The organism is Syntrophotalea sp. (assembly GCF_050253115.1).
Lineage (GTDB): Bacteria > Desulfobacterota > Desulfuromonadia > Desulfuromonadales > Syntrophotaleaceae > Syntrophotalea > Syntrophotalea acetylenica.
The window spans coordinates 1-17,121 of the sequence record NZ_JBFWJQ010000048.1; the positions used below are offsets into that span (position 1 = coordinate 1).

The following is a 17,121-nucleotide window of genomic DNA, read 5'->3' on the forward strand; positions in this document are numbered from 1 at the left end:
GATTGATCAAACCGCAGGGCTCATATGAGCCGGCAAAAACTCTAAAAATGCCTGCATGGCAGGGGGCGGCGGAACATCGCGCCGACGCACAAACCGTATCGGCAGTCGGTCAAAGGGCGCCGGCACGGCATGTACATATACCAGGGACCTGAAAGGTTCGCGCATCACAAAACTGCGGGGCAGCAGGGTAATACCCATGCCGGCGCCGACACAGCCGAGTATGGCATCGAGTGCCCCCATCTCCACGACCCGGGCCGGTGAACGGCCGATATCGGACAGCCAGTCTTCCAGCTTGCAGCGACAGGAACAACCGCGGCGATAAACCAGAATCGCCAGATCCTGGGTCCCCTGCAGAGGGTTTTCCGCCCTGCTTGAAACCAGCACCAGCTCCTCGCACAGCACCTCCTGACCCACAATTTCCGGATGATCGAACTGGCCGCCGACAAAAGCACCATCCACGGCATAATCGAGAACCTTTTCGATCAGTTCCCCACTGGCACCGGTCGTCAATTGCAAATCGACCTCCGGGTGAAGGCGATGGTAGCCGGCCAGCACCGAGGGCAGATGCACGACCGCCGCCGAATCCATGGCCGCAATGCGCAGTGGCCCCTGCGGGACGACGGATGGCACCAGCGCTGTCCGGGCCTCGTGCAGCAGATGCGCCACGGAACGGGCATAGGGCAACAGCAGTTCTCCGGCCGGAGAAAGAGACATCCCCTTGCGCGTGCGGTAAAAAAGCTGCGTTCCCAGTTCTTTTTCGAGCTTGCGGAGACGGGCCGTGACATTTGACTGCACGCAGTGCAGACGCTCGGCCGCTCCTGAGACACTGCCCTGCTCGGCAACCGCCAAAAAAATTTTCATTCCGTTGGAATCCATGCTTCCCATCTCAAAAGGTGATATTGTGCGTCAATTATAATCATTTGACGTGATTCCCGGAAGAACCTATATTGGCATAGAGACAAAAAAGCCTTTCACAATCGATGGACCGAGGAGGCATCACCATGGACCCCGCACCCAACACCGAAATCCGCATGTTTGGTTTTTTGCATTCGGCCCGGAAAGCCAAGGGACTTGCCCCCAGAGTGCATCTCTACATCCCGCCGGAAGGACGCATTGCCCAGGAAATCGCCGAAGAGCTTGAATTACCCATGGATAAGATCGAGGGCGTGTTTGTCAACCATCTCGTGTATGCCCTCGATCATGTGATCCATTCCGGGGATAAGGTTGCATTCATCTCCCGGGGCGTGCCTGGCCCGCACCGGTTCAGCCTTGGCATTCACGGTGCCGGCAAGGGTGCCGGTCGGCCCGACAGCTGACATGGGTAGCTGGAGACATGCTCATGACCGGACTGTTTTCCTCCGCGGCTATTGCATGAGGCAGCAAAACCGCACCGTGCGCTCGGCCCCCTGAGAAGTACTGGCTGCTGAAAACGGCGACGCAACGGATGAATGACACCGATCATGCGGGGCAAAATGCCTCGCTACGTTCTGGAAACCCAGACGTGATATCGCCCGTGAAATAAGTGCTTCAAGCACCTGCCACTACACGGCAACTATCATCCCGTCTCCCGGCTTTTTCCAGAGAACTTTTTTAAGGGCCGGGTTTTCACTGCAGGCCGCATGCCCTCTCCTCTTTCCTCTTGGTTTCTGACTTTCTTTTTCAATAACACTCTGCCAGCAACACCCCCAAGCCCGCTTCCGGCTGACAAGTTCCGATTCCGGCCCTGCCAGCGGTTGACGATCCGTCGAAGGATGTTAACTGTTTAGGAAGGGAACCCTTTGCTCCGTTAATGCGTGTCCGTTCGAAACCACCGGATGCACACGGCGAAGTATCCAGTTGGGAAACCGGCAATTTTTCGTTGCGGCGAGGAAATCAAGGGGTTGTGCGAAGGCTTACATCCGTGCGCCGCAAAACAAGCCTGCGGATTGACGCCGCCAGAACAGGCGCGAGGAAGGAGCGACGTATGCGGGTTGGAGAGGTGTGCAATCGCGACGTGGTCATCATGGATCGCAATAAGCCCATATCCGAGGCTGCCAGACTGATGCGCCATCATCACGTGGGAGACGTGGTGGTGGTTGAGGAACGCAGCGGGCAGCGCTACCCGGTCGGAATTCTCACCGATCGCGACCTGGTGGTGGAAGTTCTGGCCAACGAGGTCGCCCCGGAGAGCCTGCTGGTAGGCGATGTCATGAGTTTCGACCTGATCACGACCAGGGAAGAGGAAAGCCTGCTCGAAGCCATCAAACGCATGCGCGACAAAGGCATCCGGCGCATGCCCGTGATCGCAGCCAACAACACGTTGATCGGCATCATTACCATGGACGACCTTCTGGATCTGATTGCCGAGCAGCTGGCTGATCTGGTGGTACTGATCGGCCGGGAGCAGCGACGGGAAACCGATCGTCAGCCATGACGCTTACCCTCGCCGGTGCACCGCTGTGCCGGATGGCGAACTTGTGCCACGAAAAAAACCGCGCAACCGGTCGCCCCAGGTTTGACCGAAGACCACCCGTCTGAGATCCGGAAGCTGTGCATCGACCGCTTGCACACCCGCTGCCACGGCCTCTTCGAATTGAGAAAAATCGGCCCAATGGCTGCCGTTGTTCCGAGGACACAGCACAAGATCGGCGTGACGGGAGCGTTCCAGACCCAATCTCCAGCGAGCGATGCTGTCGGCGCGTCCGATAATTTCAATGGCACTGCCAAGTTCGCCGCAGGGATCGAGGGAACGGGTCACATCGACGGCAATCACGACCTCCGCACCCAGACGCAAAGCGGGCGCCACCGGCACCGCATCAATCCATCCGCCGTCGACCAGGATCCTGCCATCATCATGAACCGCCGGCAACAGGCCGGGAATGGCGCAACTTGCAGATACCGCGCGCCGTAAAGAGCCTTGCGAAAAAACCACTTCCTCGCCGGACACCAGATCCAGGGCTGTTGTACAAAAAGGCAGCCGCGCATCCTCGAAGGTGCCATCGTCAATCATCAGGGCAAAGTTCTGCTGCGAGGTGGTGGCGCCGAAATAGGATCGGCGCGTCGCGACCAGGGTATAAAAGATACCCTTCCACGCAAGCTGCAGGAGCCGGTCGAAAAGGCCGGCCTCCGCCTCTTCCTGATCGGCAAGCTGATTGAATCGCGTTTCCCTGAATTCTTCGCTGTCGAGATATGCCTGAAAACGCCCCTTGAGACGCGCAGCACATGGATCCAGCGCATACATGGCGCCGACGATCGCCCCCATGCTTGTACCGGCAATCATATCGATGGGCAATCCGTGCTTTTCGAACCCTTCAAGAACGCCGATATGCGCCAGTCCGCGCGCCGCGCCACCGCCAAGAGCCAGAGCTACCTTGGGCCTTCTGAACATGCCTTCCTCCTGCCATAAAGAACCTGCATTAACCGTATCACACCTGCGACAGAAAAAGAAGTTGACATGCCTCGATCCCCCTGACTTCCGGTCCCGATGCGATTAGCCGCCACATGCACAACAGAATTTTCTATTTGATAAAATTAATTTATTTTGTCAGAATGTTTTTCCCCTCAACAAGGAAGACCCTATGCCCGCCATCAAAACCTGGCCGGAAAATGAACGCCCACGGGAAAAACTGCTGAGCCGCGGCCCGGAAGCCCTGACCGAAGCGGAACTGCTGGCTCTTGTCCTGCGCAACGGCGATGCATCGAGCGGCAGCAACGCCCTCGAGCAGGGTCGAGCCCTGCTGAAGCGTTTTGGCTGTCTGCGAAAACTGGGCGCGGCAACGGTTCCCGAACTTCTGAAAATGCGCGGTATCGGTCCGGCGAAAGCCGCGGAGTTGCTGGCGGTGTTCGAACTGGCGCGCCGCTTCGGTTGCAACCCGCTACGACCGGGAGAGCGTTACACCACGCCGCAGGCGGTTTTCGCTCACTTTCATGAACGCCTGCGTGATCACAAGCGCGAACGCTTCATCGCACTACTGCTGGACAGCAAAAATCGGCTGCTGCGCGAAGTCGCCATTTCGGAAGGCAGCCTTACCGCCAGCATCGTCCATCCCCGTGAGGTCTTCGGGCCGGTGGTGCGCGAATCGGCTGCGGCGGTGCTGTTCGTTCACAACCACCCCTCCGGCGACCCGGCACCGAGCCGCGAGGACCTCGAAATCACGCAACGCCTCAGGGAAGCCGGCGACCTGATGGGAGTAAGGGTTCTCGATCACATCATCATAGGCAGCGAAGGCTATGTCAGCCTCGCGGACCGCGGCCTCCTCTAGCAGCGGTTGCCTCAGGATTGCAGGCCATGTTATGCTTTAGCGTATTTTCGGAAAGCTGGCCGGGGGCAACCCGGTCTTTTTTTCTGTTGCAGGCCCAATCCGACAGGTCTTGAACGCACCGGACTTGGGCCTCAGCTATTTTCATCCGGATTTTGCGGATGAACACTCTCTGCCTGAAAGCGACGTATCAAGCATGCCCGACACGCTGAATCACCCGGAACTGCTGGCCCCGGCTGGTAGCCTGGAAGCCTTTTTCGCCGCCATGGAATCAGGGGCCGACGCCGTTTATTGCGGCCTCAGGCAATTTTCCGCCCGCGCCAAAGCCCGCAATATTTCCCTGGCCGACCTCGAAGGGATGCTGGCCTATGCCCGCAAGCTGCGTCGCCGTATCTATGTGACGGTCAATACCCTGATCCGCGAGGAGGAGCTGCCTCAGCTGGCCGAAACCCTGGCCGACCTTGAGGCGCTGCGCATCGACGGCATCATTCTGCAGGATCTGGCGGTCTGGAAAATGGCGCGGGACCACTTTCCCGGCCTGCCCCTGCACGCTTCGACGCAGATGACGGTGCATAACGCCGCTGGCGTCAAGATGCTGGAGCGCATGGGATTCAAGAGGGCGGTGCTGGCCCGCGAGTTGACCCTTGAGGAAATCTCCGCCATACGTCGGGAAACCAGCCTGGAGCTGGAGCATTTCATCCACGGCGCCTTGTGTTTCAGCTATTCCGGGCAATGTCTGTTCAGCAGCTGGCTCGGCGGCAAAAGCGGCAACCGCGGCCGTTGTGCGCAGCCCTGCCGCAGGCGCTACAGCTACCGCCAGAAATATGGCTACTATTTTTCTCCCAATGACCTGTCGGCAATCGATCTATTGCCCGACCTTCAGAAAGCCGGCATCGGCAGTTTCAAAATTGAAGGACGCATGAAAAGCGCCGAATACGTGGCCAATGTTGTTTCGGCTTATCGCATGGTGATGGACGCGCCGGATACTCAGCGGAAGGAGTCCCTTTCGCAAGCCAAGGACCGCCTCAAACAATCCTTCGGACGCCTTCCGACCAAGGGATTTCTGCCCGGGCCGCGGCCAACCGATATCGCCATCCCGTCCATGAAGGGTGCCACGGGCCGTTTTCTGGGAGAAATCAGCGCCCTGCGCGGCGGCGATATTACCTTCAAGAGCCGCGACCGTCTGCACATCGGCGACCGTATCCGTATTCAGCCGAAAAGTGACCAGGCCGGCACCGCATTCACCATCAAGCAATTGCGGCTGGGACGCAGCACCGTCAAAGCCGCCCCCGCCGGCAGCCTGGTGACCGTGCCCTCCAGTTTCCGCGATACCTTCCGCATCGGCGATGCGGTGTTCAAGGTCTCCTCGGAGCAGGCCTTCACCATGAGTGAAGCGGCCTGCCGCCGCAAACTGCAACAAGCCGGAAATATCCCCGACCAGCTTGACCTGCACATCGCATTGCAGGGACGGGACCTGACGCTGACCGGCCGATCCGGCCCTGTCGAAATCAGGCAAACCTACGAGGTGCCGGTGTTTCCCGCCACTGACAATCCACTGTCGGTCGATATTCTGCGCGGCGTCTTCGAGCGCAGCGGAAAAGAGCCTTTGAGCCTGCGCGACATCACCTCGGAGCCCTTGCCTCCCGTGGTCATCCCCCCCAGCCGGCTCAAGGATATCAGGCGCCTTTTTTATCAGGCCGTTGCCCAAAATCTCAGTGACGCCAGCAACACGGCTCGCCAAAAACACCTGCGCTCGGCCCTGGACAGCCTGCTCCCGATCGCACCTCTTGTTGACGGATATAAACGGCAGATCACCGTAGCCATCGACCGTTTACGCGACGGGCACCTGCTTAACGACCCGCTGGTCGACCACATCATACTGCCCATGACCGCGTCCAATGTCCAGCAACTGGCCAAGGGGCATCGTTTTACCGGCCGCGAAGACAAGGTTGTCTGGGATATTCCTTTTGTGCTGCTGGGTGCCGATTGGCGGGAAAGCCGCGATATCGTCCGGGTCCTGACGGCATCCGGATTTCATAACTTCAGACTCAACAATCTTGGGCATTTTCCCCTGTTCGACGGTATGCAGGAGGTCACACTGCATTGCGGCTGGCGCCTGTTCACCGTCAACAGCCAGGCGGCCCTGGCCTGGAAGGAGCTCGGCATCTCGACCATCACCCTTTACCTGGAAGACGATCGCGCCAACCTTGAAAACCTGCTGCGGCGTGAGACGGGGCTACCAACAGAGATGACGGTCTATGCCTCGGTGCCCCTGATAACGTCACGCATCCCCCTGCGTGGCCTGCGCAGCGACAGTCCGGTTGTTTCGGATCGGGACGATGCCTACCGGGTAACCCAACGCGGTGGCCAGACGGTAGTCAGCCCGGAAACCGACTTTTCCCTGCTGAATCGCCTTTCGGAACTGGAAGATATGGGCTGTCACCGCTTTATTGTCGATCTTTCCCACCTTGGCCCTTATTCCCCCCGGGGGAAACTGGTGCTGGATGCACTGCGACGGGAAGGCGGCCTGCCGGCAACCTCGTCTTTCAACTTTGAGCGGGGCATGGAATAATAGCCGCGGCTCCCGTAACCGGCAGGAGCTACGGTGCCGGCGGCGGCATGTCCGCGTCAGGCAGGGTTTCAAACAGGCTGTCCGCCAGCCTTGCCAACCCCAGGAGCCTGTCGTAATCCGGAGTTGCCAGAAGCACTGCCGAAGCGCCGCCTTGCAGGGCATGACCCCGGTCTCGCCACAGTTCCTGACCGGTTTTGCCATCCACGGCCCGGGCTTCGGCGGCAATCTCGAATTCCGGTGGAGGAAAAACCTCGCCATACATGTCGCTGCTGAACAGGAAATCGACATGCACCGCCACCACCAGGTCCGCAGAAGCCGACGCCATGGCGAGCAAATCAGTCCCGGCAACAGCCCTCAGGTCATGGCGCAGGAGCAAACATGAGCCCGGCGGTCCGGTCACCAGAAATCCCTTGGCCTGCAATTTCCGCCGCAACCACATCGCCAATTGCCGCTCAAGGCCACTTTGGGGATGCGGTCGATAGGCCGGATCGTAAGAAATCCCGACCAGCACCACGCTGTGCGCCTTTGGCCAGGCCGTGGCATCCAGAAACACGGGGAGTTTCGGAGCTGCCGAGCACCCCGACATGGCACCCACCAGGATAACCGTCACGAAAAAAGCCCCGATTCCTGCCCGAAGATGCACCGCTGCCTCTCTTTCCCCTCAAAAACCGATTCGCATTGACGTAATTTTAACCCTCGGCTCATGATCGCCCAACACCGTCGGGTTTTAATTCCGGCGTTATCACCAAGGAGGCCGGCATGGCGCGTTTTCGCAGGATTCCATCCTTCATCGAAGCCCACCGTATTCAGAAACGCACCCTTGTCGGCCCTTCGCAAAACGGCTATCAAGGTATGCTTGTGGCCTATCCCGGTGACTACCTGTGCGTGGATAGCCAGGGCCATGCCTTTCTCTGCTCAGCGGAAGAGTTCAAACGTCAATACGAACCGATTGAGGAGCAGGAACCACACCCCCTGCGGAAAGGAGACGACCATGATTGAAACATGCCCCATCTGCGGACGCTACAGCCTCAGCCGCGACTATCCCCCCAAACCCTGCCCCATCTGCGAAGAAGAGTCTCTCGCCCCTTTTGTCAACCCCCTGGAAAGTTGTTCGATTCTTGCTCCCCGGCAACCACCGGCCCCCATGCCGCCCTGCAGAAACTGACACGGAAGCGGCCCTTGCCGGACGCCATTGCACCGGAACCGCTGCTGCCTCACCAGGAAAATCCTGCCCTGGATCTTTTGATCGGGAATATGTATCTGTTCCTCCCTGAAATTCAAGAGAGAGCTCCTGCCGCAATGGCGGCTGTGCGAAAAAAGTCTAACAGTCGATGGCGAACCTACCAGCCCCCCAAGGGATGGATAATCCCTGTCCTCGGAAAAAAATCCCGGTATCTGTATGCCTTGCGGCAGACACCGGGATTTTTTCGTCGCGGTCAAAAGCTAAGCGCCCTGACCCATGCCGTCAGGCAAACGACCGGGCAAACAGATCATCGATCGCTTTTCTGCCGGATTCCTCCAAAAACCTTGTCCCTGTGCCGGCGAAACGGGCATGGCCGATAACCGGTTCCTGGCCGCCGGAGCAGGCGGTCCACTCCATCTGCGACCACCGAAACCAGGTATCTTTTTTCTGGTCGAAAACAAACAGTGGCTTGTTGCAGAGCTTGGCGAATTCGGCGCCCCAGCCGGTCCCGCCCTTGACTGTTTTGTCCGGGAGAATTTCACCGACCACGAAAATCTCCTGGGCATGATTCACCTGATACCAGATACTCTGCAAAATCTTGCGAATTTTGAGACTGTCGGTATAGCGCCGGTTCATCAGCCGGGAAACATACCCGAGACTCACATCGCCATGTTTAAGCTCCTCATGATTGAGAAAACGCAGCCCACGCTCTCGCACCCGGCCGTGCCCTTCGAAGGTAAAATTGACTTCTTCGATGCCGTAACGCTCCGCATTCTCGCCAAAGGCCGCTTCAGCCCCGGTAGCGCCACCGCTGAAAAGAATGAAATCCTCCTTCTCCATACCGAATCCTTTCATGGTTTCTGGTTGCGTTGGAATAATCGTGCCGTTGCTGATAAATGTATCATGCCTATGGCGGAAACGTAGTGTATTTTTTCAGGGAGCAGGCACAGGTGTCCTCACGCCCCCTGTTGCCGCCGCCGAAACCAGCGGCGCGGGGCCATTGGCAAAGCTTCCGAACCCGTGCGTCAGTGCAGCTGGTTGAGCAACTCCTCCAGCTCGCCAGACATGACGATGTTGTTGTTGTTGACCGCTTCGATGCTGGCCAGCAGGTTCTTGGCCTGGCCGGCGGTCGCTTTAACCTCTTCGGCCACCACCGCGAAACTGCGGCCATGAACCCCGGCCCGCGCCGCCTCGATGGCGGCATTGATGGACAGCATCTCCAGATTGAAAGCCACCTGGGTGATCGCCGCAAGGGCTTTTTTCACAGAAGCCGTACTGCCGATGATCTCATCGCCAATCTGGCTGATCTTGCCGAAAATCTCGCTGTTAAGCTTGCGGCGCCCTTCCTGCACAACGGTATAGAACATTAGAGCCGCCTGGCTGCTGAGAATCTCGGTGCCCTCGCGATGGTTCTGCCGCAGCATTTCCAGAACCTTGGATGATCCGGTCGCCTCGATAATAAAATCGGTGCGATATTGCTGCATGGCCGCCACCAGATCATCCGGCGTTGGGATCTTGCGCTCCCGGGCGGCCGCCACGGCGACGGCTTTCGCATCGCGGTCAACCAGAAACATGACCCGTACCTTGTCGCTGTCAGCAAAAATCTTCAGCATTTCGAGACCACCACGCCCCCCGCCCACGATACCGATGGTTAACACCTTGTCTTCTTTTGCCATTTCTGTTACCTGCCTCCTCCTGTATTCATGGCGCCCGCACAGGCACCACCGACGGACATCCCCTTCCCACCGCCCGGCTCACACCCGCCGACCCCAATTATAGCGGCCGTGCCGGCATTCATGCTCGCCAGACACACCAATCCATTTATTCCTATTCGTCAACGACACAAAAAAGTTTAGGGTAAAACATAATTTTGGTGATCTCCATACTATTTTTCGGATTGCTCCATGTTTCAGCTGGTACCACCGCGACAGCCTTGCAAAAAAGGGATGTGTCGTTTCCAAGGATTTTATATCCTTGTTTTATTCCGTAGCACGGAGCTGCCGATCAGAAGCGTTTCATGGCCACGACACCCGACCGTCAATCCGAGGGATCCTTACCACCAAAACCCGACATTCTGGTATGATTAAGACCACTGTGCTTATACCGCGCTGGTCGGCAACGCCCTGGGAAAAAATTCCAAAGGCCAGGCGGTGCAGGCCTCCGGAGACATGCAACCGCTGTCATGGCAGCAACCGCCAAACAATCCGGAACACGGCATCCGCTGTTTCGAAAAAGGCTTGAAATGACTCATAAAAAAACCACCCGGCCCCGACTCACCTGCTTTCTCGCAGCCTTGGGGATATTGCTTTGCGGTTTCACCCCTGCTGCCCTGGCGCTACCGCACCGCGTCCTGTTTATCAGTTCCTACAACCCGGGATTTCCCACCTTTTTCGATCAGGTTGAGGGGATGTCCAGACTGTTCCATCAGCACCGAATCCTTCTCGACATCGAATTCATGGATACCAAGCGGTTTCCTTCAGAGGAAAATCTTCATCTTTTCCGCAGAGCCCTGACTTATAAGCTGTCCCACATCCGTGCTTACGACGCCATCATCGCGGGAGATGACAACGCTCTTAAGTTCGCCCTGACCGAACAGAACCGGCTGTTCCGGGATCTGCCCATCGTCTTTCTCGGCATAAACGACACCAGCCTGGCGCTGGAACAGAATCTCCATCCCCGCGTTACCGGCATCGCCGAAAAGGTTTCCATGAAAGAAACCCTGGCCCTCATGGCGAAACTGCACCCCGGAGCCAGGCGCATCGTAGCCATCGCCGACCCTACCACAACCGCGCAGGCGGATCTGCGTACCTTTTACGCGGCCAGAACATCGGTGCCCGAAATCAGCCTGGCCCATCTTTCGCTGGCGGACATGACATTCCAGACACTGGGTGAACGCCTGGCCGAACTGGGTAAGGATACCCTGGTGCTGCTGATTTCGGCCCACCAGGATCGGGAAGGCATCGGCCTGCCTTTCAGCGAGAGCCTGCAGTTCATCAACGCCCACCTTCCCCGGCCCCTCTATCACCTGTATTACCACGGCATGGGCGACGGAATTGTCGGCGGCAAGCTTCTCAGTCATGTAGACCAGGGAAAAAGCGCCGCCCGGATGGTGATTGACATTCTCCATGGAAAGCCGGTTTCCCGCCTGCCGGTGCAGACCGGTATCCCTAACCGTTATGTTTTCGACTATCGCCAACTGCAGCGTTTCCAGGTGCCCATTGCCAGCCTTCCGGCCGACAGCACCATCCTTTACCGTCCTGCCTCCTTCTTCCGAACCTATCGCCAGGGGATCTGGGTGCTGGTCTGCCTTCTGGCTCTTGGAGGTGGCGTGGTGGTGCTGCTGCTAAGCCATTTGCGGCAGCGCCTTGAATCGGAAGAAGCGCTGAAAAAAAGCGAGGAACGGTTCCGCAGCATTATTCATTTCTCTCCGATGGGCGTCTTGCAGTATCAGCTCGATGCATCCGATGACCTGGTGCTGACCGGCGTCAATGCCGCCGCCAGAAATATTCTGGGAGAGGGGCTCGATTCACTTGTCGGCAAAACCATTGAAGAGGCCTTTCCAAAGCTGATCGGGACCGAGGTTCCTGAGCAGTTTCGGCGCATCTGCTCCCTGGGCACGTCCTGGCACTGTCCTCAGATCAGCTACGAGGATTTTCCTATCAAAGGCACCTACGAAACCCGCGCGTTCCAGACGGGATCACGTAAAATGGCTTGTTTTTTCTGGGATATTTCGGAACGGACCCGGGCCGAGCAGGCCCTCAAAGAGGCGCTGGACAATGCCCGGAACGCCAGGCAGCAACTGGAGGCGATCCTCAAATCGGTCTCCGACGGCCTGTTGTTTACCGATCTGGACAACCGCATCATGTTGCTGAGCCGGTCGGCGGAAGAGATGTTGGGCGCTGCCCTTAATGACATCTTCGGCCTGCCCATCGGCCAGGTGATCCAGAACGACGTCCTTTTGGGGGGGCTGCATTCGGTAGCCTTCGAAGACCAGGAGGAGACTTCGGTGACCATAGGCCTGCCCGATAACCGCGATCATAAAACCCGGACCGTGCAGGCCAACATGGCTGCAGTGCGTAACGAGGAGGGGCTGAAGCGAGGCGTCATCACCCTGCTGCGGGATATCAGCCGCGAACGTGAGCTCGACCTTATGAAGACCGAGTTCATCTCCACCGCGGCCCATGAACTACGCACCCCATTGACAAGCGTTATCGGTTTCTCGGAAGTTCTGTTAAAACAGGGGGGATTCAATGAACAGCAGATGGAATTTCTTACTATCATTCATAAAAAAGCCGAAGTGCTGGGTAAGATTGTGGAAGACCTGCTTGATCTCGCTCGGGTCGACTCGGGCCAGATCATTCGCCTGAAAAAAGACTGGGCCAATATCGGCTCGATCCTGGAACGCTGCGTCTCCGACTACCGGAGAGCCTGCACGGACCATCATTTCAAAACCGTTCTCCCCGACGAAACGGTCTCCATGCTGGTGGATGACCGCAAGCTGTTTCAGGTCATGGAAAACCTGCTCAGCAACGCGGTGAAATTCTCCCCCTCCGGCAGCACCGTTCAGATCACCTGCCAACCCATGGAAACCGAGGTCCATATCGCCGTCAGCGATCAGGGAATCGGCATGAACCCGGATCAGATCACTCGCATTTTCGACAAGTTTTACCGTGTGGACGCTTCCAATACGGCACGGGAGGGACTTGGGCTGGGCATGGGCATTGTCAGAGGCATAGTCGAAGCACACCAGGGACGCATCTGGGTCAACAGCAAACCGGAGCGTGGCACAACCATTTCCTTCACCCTGCCGCGGTCAACACAAGAATAATACAGTCATTTCCCTGCAATCGATTCTTCAGCGCCGAGAAAGGCGGCACATTCGTGCCGCCCCACAAAACCCTTGCGAAAAGCATCCGGTCAGTCGCCAAACTGCTCCGCATAGGCTGCATCGTTGTACAGCCCTTCACCGTATTCAGCTGCGCCGCAGTCGCGGATTATCGTCTGGCCCTGCTCAGATGCGACATAATCGATGAATTTGGCGGCGATGGCTGCCCCCGGCGTAACGCCTTCCGGCTGACACAGGGCATGGTAGGTATTGACGATGAACTTGTCCCCTTTGAACAAAACCCTGAGTGCCGACATGTTATTTTTTTCTGCGATCCAGGTACTGCTGTCGGTCATGAAATATCCCCCCTCGTCGTTGGCACGCTGAAGGGTGGCGGTCATGAAGTCATTGGTGACGATATACCAGTCTCCCTCCGGTTTCACGCCAACTTTTTCCCAAATGGCCAATTCTTTCTTGTGGGTACCGGAGTTGTCGCCCCGCGAAAAAAATCTGGTTTTGGCAGCCGCGATGCGGGCATAGGCATCAGCCGCGCTGGTTGCATTACCAATACCCGCAGGATCGGCCGCCGGACCGACGATAAAAAATTCATTGGATCCGATCAGGGTTCGTTTGACGGCCCACCCCTCTTCAACGGCCTGCTTTTCGGCGGCAGGGGCATGCACCATAATCATATCCACCTGTTTTTCTTTCAGCAACTTCAGCGAGGCGCCGGATCCGGCCTTCTGCCATCTGAGTTGGGCATTTTCCTGCTCCGCAAAGGTTTCGCCGAGCACCTTGAGCAGACCCAACTCTCCGGGGCTGCCGGTTGCCAGGGTAAAAGCCTGGCTGCCATCGCCGTAAACGGCGGCGTACTGATTTCCGGCAATGGCAGTAGATACAAAGGCTGCCAGCGCCAGCCACAGGACGGAAAAAACAATTCTTCTTCTCATGGATTTTTCTCCTTAAAAAAATGGTTTTGTTTCGTCCTCCATCGGGCTTTCTTCGACGCTATATATTTAAACACATATCCTGTCAATTTCATTAACTGTACCGGATTCATTCTGGCAGGAAACCAGGCATGCTAAATGGTGTCTCCCTTGGAGTCTGCGCGGAGCAGGCCTCCAACAGTGCCACGAACCAGGATGCCCGGCCATCTCAGATCAGCCGTGCGGCGGGGCAGGTTTTGGGTAGAGAGAAGCCAGCTTGACGCGGTGGGGGGGGCACCTGACAGCTCACGAGAGGAAACGGCAAAAAAAGGGAAGCCTGTGACGATCCGGCGTTGCGATATGGACTGGCCAAAGCGTTCGTTGTTCCTGTGGAGACCATGGGCGGGCGGGAATGCAATCAACACCGCTTCTCCGGTCCGACACTGTTCAACGACCAGGCGCCCCGTTGTCCAGAACCCGGCACCGCAAACCGGCACTGCTGGCAGCGTAACCTGCATTGCCTTCATAGGAAACTTCGAGGGTCTGGCCTGGTCGCATCGCCAGGGCTCCGCGATAACCACAGGTCCTGGCACCCAGCTGCCACCGCTGACCGTCAGCATGCATCACACGCACGTCGGCCCAGACACTCTCGCGACCATCCATGGTTATTTCCATAACCTGACCGGCGGCCAGATTGTGACGGGCATAAGAACCCTCCGGCTCCAGGCCACCGTGAGGGGCTTCATACAAAAAGACACTGACCGGACCGTCGCTCCAGAAGTTGTCCAGACGCAGGCAGTCCTCAGCGGCCCATGCCGGTGAAATCAACCATGAGCACACAAGCAACCCCCCTGCCAGCGTGCGTAAGATAGCTTTCATTGCCCGTCTCCTGAAAAATAAGATTAATGACCATTTTCAGCGACATCATGCCTTTTTAACCGGACAGAGGCAACCCTTAACCCGCAGGCAAAAACGATCGTCTTTTTGACAACCGCGCGCGGGCTTTTAAACTTCAAGAAACCACCGGGAACTGGCGCCGCCTTTTCGGCCAGGCGCCCCCGGCCCGCACACGGAGGAGCCTATGTGGGATTATACCGATAAAGTCAAAGATCACTTTCTGCATCCGCGCAACGTCGGCGAGGTCGAGGACCCGGACGGCATCGGTGAGGTCGGCTCCCTGGCCTGTGGGGACGCCTTGCGCCTGACCTTCAAGCTCGATGGAGATGGCCGGATCAAGGATATCAAATTCAAAACCTTCGGCTGCGCCAGCGCCATCGCCTCTTCCTCTGCCTTGACGGAAATCGTCAAGGGCATGACTCTGGAAGAGGCGGAGAAGGTCAACAACCAGGACCTCGCCGAATTCCTCGGCGGCCTGCCGGAAGAAAAAATGCACTGCTCCGTCATGGGTAAGGAAGCTCTGGAGGCCGCCATCGCCAATTATCGGGGAGAGGCGGCAGTCAAGGAAGAATACGACATCGTCTGCAAGTGCTTTGGCGTCACCGACAAGGAAATTGAACGGGTGGCCAGGGAAAACCGCTTGACCACGGTAGCTCAGGTCACCGATTTCACGAAAGCCGGTGGCGGCTGCCAGGCCTGCCACCCCAAAATCGAGGATATCCTGAAGAAACTGTGGGGCAGCAAAACGGCCGAGCCGGTGGAAGAGCGACTACCGAAAGGGAAAAAACTCTCCAATCTGCAAAAAATCCGCCTCATCGAGGAAACCCTGGAGCGGGAAATACTGCCGCCGATCCGCTCCGACGGCGGTGATCTGGAACTGATCGACATCGACGGCAGCAAGGTGCTGGTGGCGCTGCGCGGGACCTGCTCCTTCTGCCCGCAGGCAAACTTCACTCTCAAGCACTTCGTCGAAGCCAAGCTGCGTGAATTCGTGAGCCCTGAAATCGAGGTGGAGGAGGTAAAACCATGAGAACCGTCTATCTCGACAACAACGCCACCACCCGCACCGCTCCGGAAGTCGTCGAAGCGATGCTGCCGTTTTTCAGCGATCTGTACGGCAATCCTTCGAGCATGCACTTTTTTGGCGGCCAGGTAGCACGCTACGTTCAGGAGGCCAGGGAAAAAGTGGCCACCCTGATCGGCGCCCAGCCGGAAGAGATCGTCTTCACCAGTTGCGGAACCGAAAGCGACAATGCCGCCATCATGGGCACCCTGTACTCTTATCCGGAAAAAAAACATATCGTCATTACCCGGGTAGAACATCCGGCGGTACTGAACACGGCTCATCAACTGCAGGCACGCGGTTATCGCGTCACTGACCTGGGCGTGGACCGCGAAGGCAGGCTTGACCTCGATGAGCTGCGCGCCGTTCTGACCGACGAAACCGCGCTGGTCAGCATCATGTCCGCCAACAACGAAACCGGCGTGTTGTTTCCGATCGATGAAATCGCTGCCATAACCCGCGCCCGCGGCATCCCTTTTCATACCGACGCCGTGCAATCCATCGGCAAGGTTCCCCTCGATCTGCGCAAAACCCCTATCGATATGCTATCCCTTTCAGGACACAAGCTGCATGCGCCCAAGGGGGTCGGCGCGCTTTACATCCGCAAGGGAACCCGCTTCGCCCCGTTTGTGGTTGGCGGCCATCAGGAAGGGGGGCGCCGCGGCGGCACGGAAAACGTCCCCTATATCGTCGGGCTGGGACGCGCCGCCCAGTTCGCCATGGAACATTTGAAACAGGAAAACACTCGCATCAGGACCCTGCGTGACCGCCTGGAGGCGGAACTGCTGAAAATCATCCCCAATACCATGGTCAACGGCGACAGCAAAAACCGACTACCCAACACCTGCAGCCTGAGCTTTGAATATGTGGAGGGGGAATCGATCCTCATGCTGCTCAGCGATGAGGGCATCTGCGCTTCGTCCGGTTCGGCCTGCACCAGCGGGTCCCTGCAGCCTTCCCATGTGCTGCGCGCCATGGGGGTGCCCTTCACTGCGGCCCACGGCTCGATCCGCTTCAGTCTGAGCGTCTACAATACCGACGAGGACATCGATCATGTCATCGCCGTTCTGCCGCCTGTCATTCAGCGGCTGCGGAATATCTCGCCTTTCTGGAAGGACTACCTGGAAGGCAAGCCGCTCAGCTCTTTTTTAACCGGCGGTGATATCACGCATCACGTCCATGGATAAAGCCATGATCCCTCCCGTATCGCTGAAGCCCGCAGCTTGATGCCGCGGGCTTTTTATCGCGCCGCCATTTAGATTTGCATCCCTTTTAAAAAAATATTTTCTAACAGTGGTGTCCCAACGTTAAATCAAAAATTGTTCATAACTAACTGATATAAATAAACTATCGAGAAAAAATGGCTGTTATCGACTTGAAACAAAATCTGCTTCAGCATCATCCTGCGTGTGGTTGC

General features: G+C 57.5%; 16 protein-coding genes. 9 read left to right on the forward strand and 7 right to left on the reverse strand.

What is annotated here, in order from left to right:
• Positions 1-6 precede the first annotated feature (6 nt).
• Positions 7-861 carry a LysR family transcriptional regulator gene (locus AB7E65_RS06870; protein WP_158513990.1) on the reverse strand — a complete coding sequence of 285 codons (855 nt, stop codon included), beginning with the start codon at positions 859-861 and terminating at the stop codon, positions 7-9.
• A gap of 140 nt (positions 862-1,001) precedes the next feature.
• On the opposite strand from AB7E65_RS06870, the gene AB7E65_RS06875 reads away from it, so the two are divergent.
• Positions 1,002-1,316, forward strand: coding sequence for a hypothetical protein (locus AB7E65_RS06875; RefSeq protein ID WP_072286527.1), 315 nt, complete (start codon positions 1,002-1,004; stop codon positions 1,314-1,316).
• 647 nt (positions 1,317-1,963) lie between these two features.
• On the forward strand, positions 1,964-2,413 hold the full coding sequence (locus tag AB7E65_RS06880) for a CBS domain-containing protein (protein WP_072286528.1): 450 nt from the start codon (positions 1,964-1,966) through the stop codon (positions 2,411-2,413).
• Between the two features lie 3 nt (positions 2,414-2,416).
• Here the strand turns inward: AB7E65_RS06880 and AB7E65_RS06885 are convergent, their stop codons facing one another.
• Positions 2,417-3,367: a patatin-like phospholipase family protein gene (locus AB7E65_RS06885; protein ID WP_072286529.1), complete on the reverse strand. Its 951-nt coding sequence runs from the start codon at positions 3,365-3,367 to the stop codon at positions 2,417-2,419.
• Between the two features lie 190 nt (positions 3,368-3,557).
• On the opposite strand from AB7E65_RS06885, the gene radC reads away from it, so the two are divergent.
• Both radC and AB7E65_RS06895 read left to right on the forward strand, forming a co-directional pair.
• The gene (gene radC / locus AB7E65_RS06890) at positions 3,558-4,241 is read left to right on the forward strand and encodes a RadC family protein (protein ID WP_072286530.1); all 684 of its coding nucleotides are present in this window, start codon (positions 3,558-3,560) and stop codon (positions 4,239-4,241) included.
• Positions 4,242-4,434: 193 nt separating this feature from the next.
• Complete coding sequence (locus AB7E65_RS06895) at positions 4,435-6,810, forward strand: U32 family peptidase (RefSeq protein WP_320361001.1); 2,376 nt, start codon at positions 4,435-4,437, stop codon at positions 6,808-6,810.
• Positions 6,811-6,838: 28 nt separating this feature from the next.
• Here AB7E65_RS06895 and AB7E65_RS06900 read toward each other — a convergent pair whose 3' ends face one another.
• Positions 6,839-7,453, reverse strand: a complete 615-nt coding sequence (locus AB7E65_RS06900) for a hypothetical protein (protein WP_072286531.1) — start codon at positions 7,451-7,453, stop codon at positions 6,839-6,841.
• A gap of 116 nt (positions 7,454-7,569) precedes the next feature.
• Between AB7E65_RS06900 and AB7E65_RS06905 the strand changes: the two genes are divergently transcribed.
• A complete protein-coding gene (locus AB7E65_RS06905; protein WP_428745526.1) occupies positions 7,570-7,809 on the forward strand; it encodes a hypothetical protein in 240 nt (79 codons plus the stop codon).
• Positions 7,802-7,975, forward strand: coding sequence for a hypothetical protein (locus AB7E65_RS06910; protein ID WP_158513991.1), 174 nt, complete (start codon positions 7,802-7,804; stop codon positions 7,973-7,975). The genes AB7E65_RS06905 and AB7E65_RS06910 overlap by 8 nt, the downstream gene beginning before the upstream one ends.
• A 300-nt stretch (positions 7,976-8,275) precedes the next feature.
• Here the strand turns inward: AB7E65_RS06910 and AB7E65_RS06915 are convergent, their stop codons facing one another.
• Positions 8,276-8,833 (reverse strand): hypothetical protein, encoded by a 558-nt coding sequence (locus AB7E65_RS06915; RefSeq protein WP_072286533.1) that lies wholly within the window; start codon positions 8,831-8,833, stop codon positions 8,276-8,278.
• A gap of 185 nt (positions 8,834-9,018) precedes the next feature.
• Complete coding sequence (locus AB7E65_RS06920) at positions 9,019-9,669, reverse strand: methyl-accepting chemotaxis protein (protein ID WP_072286534.1); 651 nt, start codon at positions 9,667-9,669, stop codon at positions 9,019-9,021.
• 566 nt (positions 9,670-10,235) lie between these two features.
• On the opposite strand from AB7E65_RS06920, the gene AB7E65_RS06925 reads away from it, so the two are divergent.
• Entirely contained in the window at positions 10,236-12,821 is a 2,586-nt protein-coding gene (locus AB7E65_RS06925) for an ATP-binding protein (RefSeq protein WP_428745527.1), read from the forward strand.
• Between the two features lie 89 nt (positions 12,822-12,910).
• Here AB7E65_RS06925 and AB7E65_RS06930 read toward each other — a convergent pair whose 3' ends face one another.
• Both AB7E65_RS06930 and AB7E65_RS06935 read right to left on the reverse strand, forming a co-directional pair.
• The gene (locus AB7E65_RS06930) at positions 12,911-13,768 is read right to left on the reverse strand and encodes a substrate-binding domain-containing protein (protein ID WP_428745528.1); all 858 of its coding nucleotides are present in this window, start codon (positions 13,766-13,768) and stop codon (positions 12,911-12,913) included.
• A gap of 423 nt (positions 13,769-14,191) precedes the next feature.
• Positions 14,192-14,623 (reverse strand): hypothetical protein, encoded by a 432-nt coding sequence (locus tag AB7E65_RS06935; protein ID WP_072286537.1) that lies wholly within the window; start codon positions 14,621-14,623, stop codon positions 14,192-14,194.
• A gap of 202 nt (positions 14,624-14,825) precedes the next feature.
• Between AB7E65_RS06935 and nifU the strand changes: the two genes are divergently transcribed.
• Positions 14,826-15,671 carry a Fe-S cluster assembly protein NifU gene (gene nifU / locus AB7E65_RS06940; RefSeq protein WP_072286538.1) on the forward strand — a complete coding sequence of 282 codons (846 nt, stop codon included), beginning with the start codon at positions 14,826-14,828 and terminating at the stop codon, positions 15,669-15,671.
• Positions 15,668-16,891 (forward strand): cysteine desulfurase NifS, encoded by a 1,224-nt coding sequence (nifS, locus tag AB7E65_RS06945; RefSeq protein WP_072286539.1) that lies wholly within the window; start codon positions 15,668-15,670, stop codon positions 16,889-16,891. Before nifU ends, nifS begins: the two co-directional genes overlap by 4 nt.
• The last annotated feature ends 230 nt before the right edge of the window (positions 16,892-17,121 follow it).

Bases quoted from the DNA above. Each gene is read 5' to 3' on its own strand.
- AB7E65_RS06915 (WP_072286533.1), bottom strand. From the start codon at position 8,833: ATGGAGAAGGAGGATTTCATTCTTTTCAGCGGTGGCGCTACCGGGGCT.
- AB7E65_RS06880 (WP_072286528.1), top strand. From the start codon at position 1,964: ATGCGGGTTGGAGAGGTGTGCAATCGCGACGTGGTCATCATGGATCGC.
- AB7E65_RS06920 (WP_072286534.1), bottom strand. From the start codon at position 9,669: ATGGCAAAAGAAGACAAGGTGTTAACCATCGGTATCGTGGGCGGGGGG.
- AB7E65_RS06930 (WP_428745528.1), bottom strand. From the start codon at position 13,768: ATGAGAAGAAGAATTGTTTTTTCCGTCCTGTGGCTGGCGCTGGCAGCC.
- AB7E65_RS06875 (WP_072286527.1), top strand. From the start codon at position 1,002: ATGGACCCCGCACCCAACACCGAAATCCGCATGTTTGGTTTTTTGCAT.
- AB7E65_RS06925 (WP_428745527.1), top strand. From the start codon at position 10,236: ATGACTCATAAAAAAACCACCCGGCCCCGACTCACCTGCTTTCTCGCA.
- nifU (WP_072286538.1), top strand. From the start codon at position 14,826: ATGTGGGATTATACCGATAAAGTCAAAGATCACTTTCTGCATCCGCGC.
- AB7E65_RS06910 (WP_158513991.1), top strand. From the start codon at position 7,802: ATGATTGAAACATGCCCCATCTGCGGACGCTACAGCCTCAGCCGCGAC.
- AB7E65_RS06870 (WP_158513990.1), bottom strand. From the start codon at position 861: ATGAAAATTTTTTTGGCGGTTGCCGAGCAGGGCAGTGTCTCAGGAGCG.
- radC (WP_072286530.1), top strand. From the start codon at position 3,558: ATGCCCGCCATCAAAACCTGGCCGGAAAATGAACGCCCACGGGAAAAA.
- AB7E65_RS06895 (WP_320361001.1), top strand. From the start codon at position 4,435: ATGCCCGACACGCTGAATCACCCGGAACTGCTGGCCCCGGCTGGTAGC.
- AB7E65_RS06885 (WP_072286529.1), bottom strand. From the start codon at position 3,367: ATGTTCAGAAGGCCCAAGGTAGCTCTGGCTCTTGGCGGTGGCGCGGCG.
- AB7E65_RS06935 (WP_072286537.1), bottom strand. From the start codon at position 14,623: ATGAAAGCTATCTTACGCACGCTGGCAGGGGGGTTGCTTGTGTGCTCA.
- AB7E65_RS06905 (WP_428745526.1), top strand. From the start codon at position 7,570: ATGGCGCGTTTTCGCAGGATTCCATCCTTCATCGAAGCCCACCGTATT.
- nifS (WP_072286539.1), top strand. From the start codon at position 15,668: ATGAGAACCGTCTATCTCGACAACAACGCCACCACCCGCACCGCTCCG.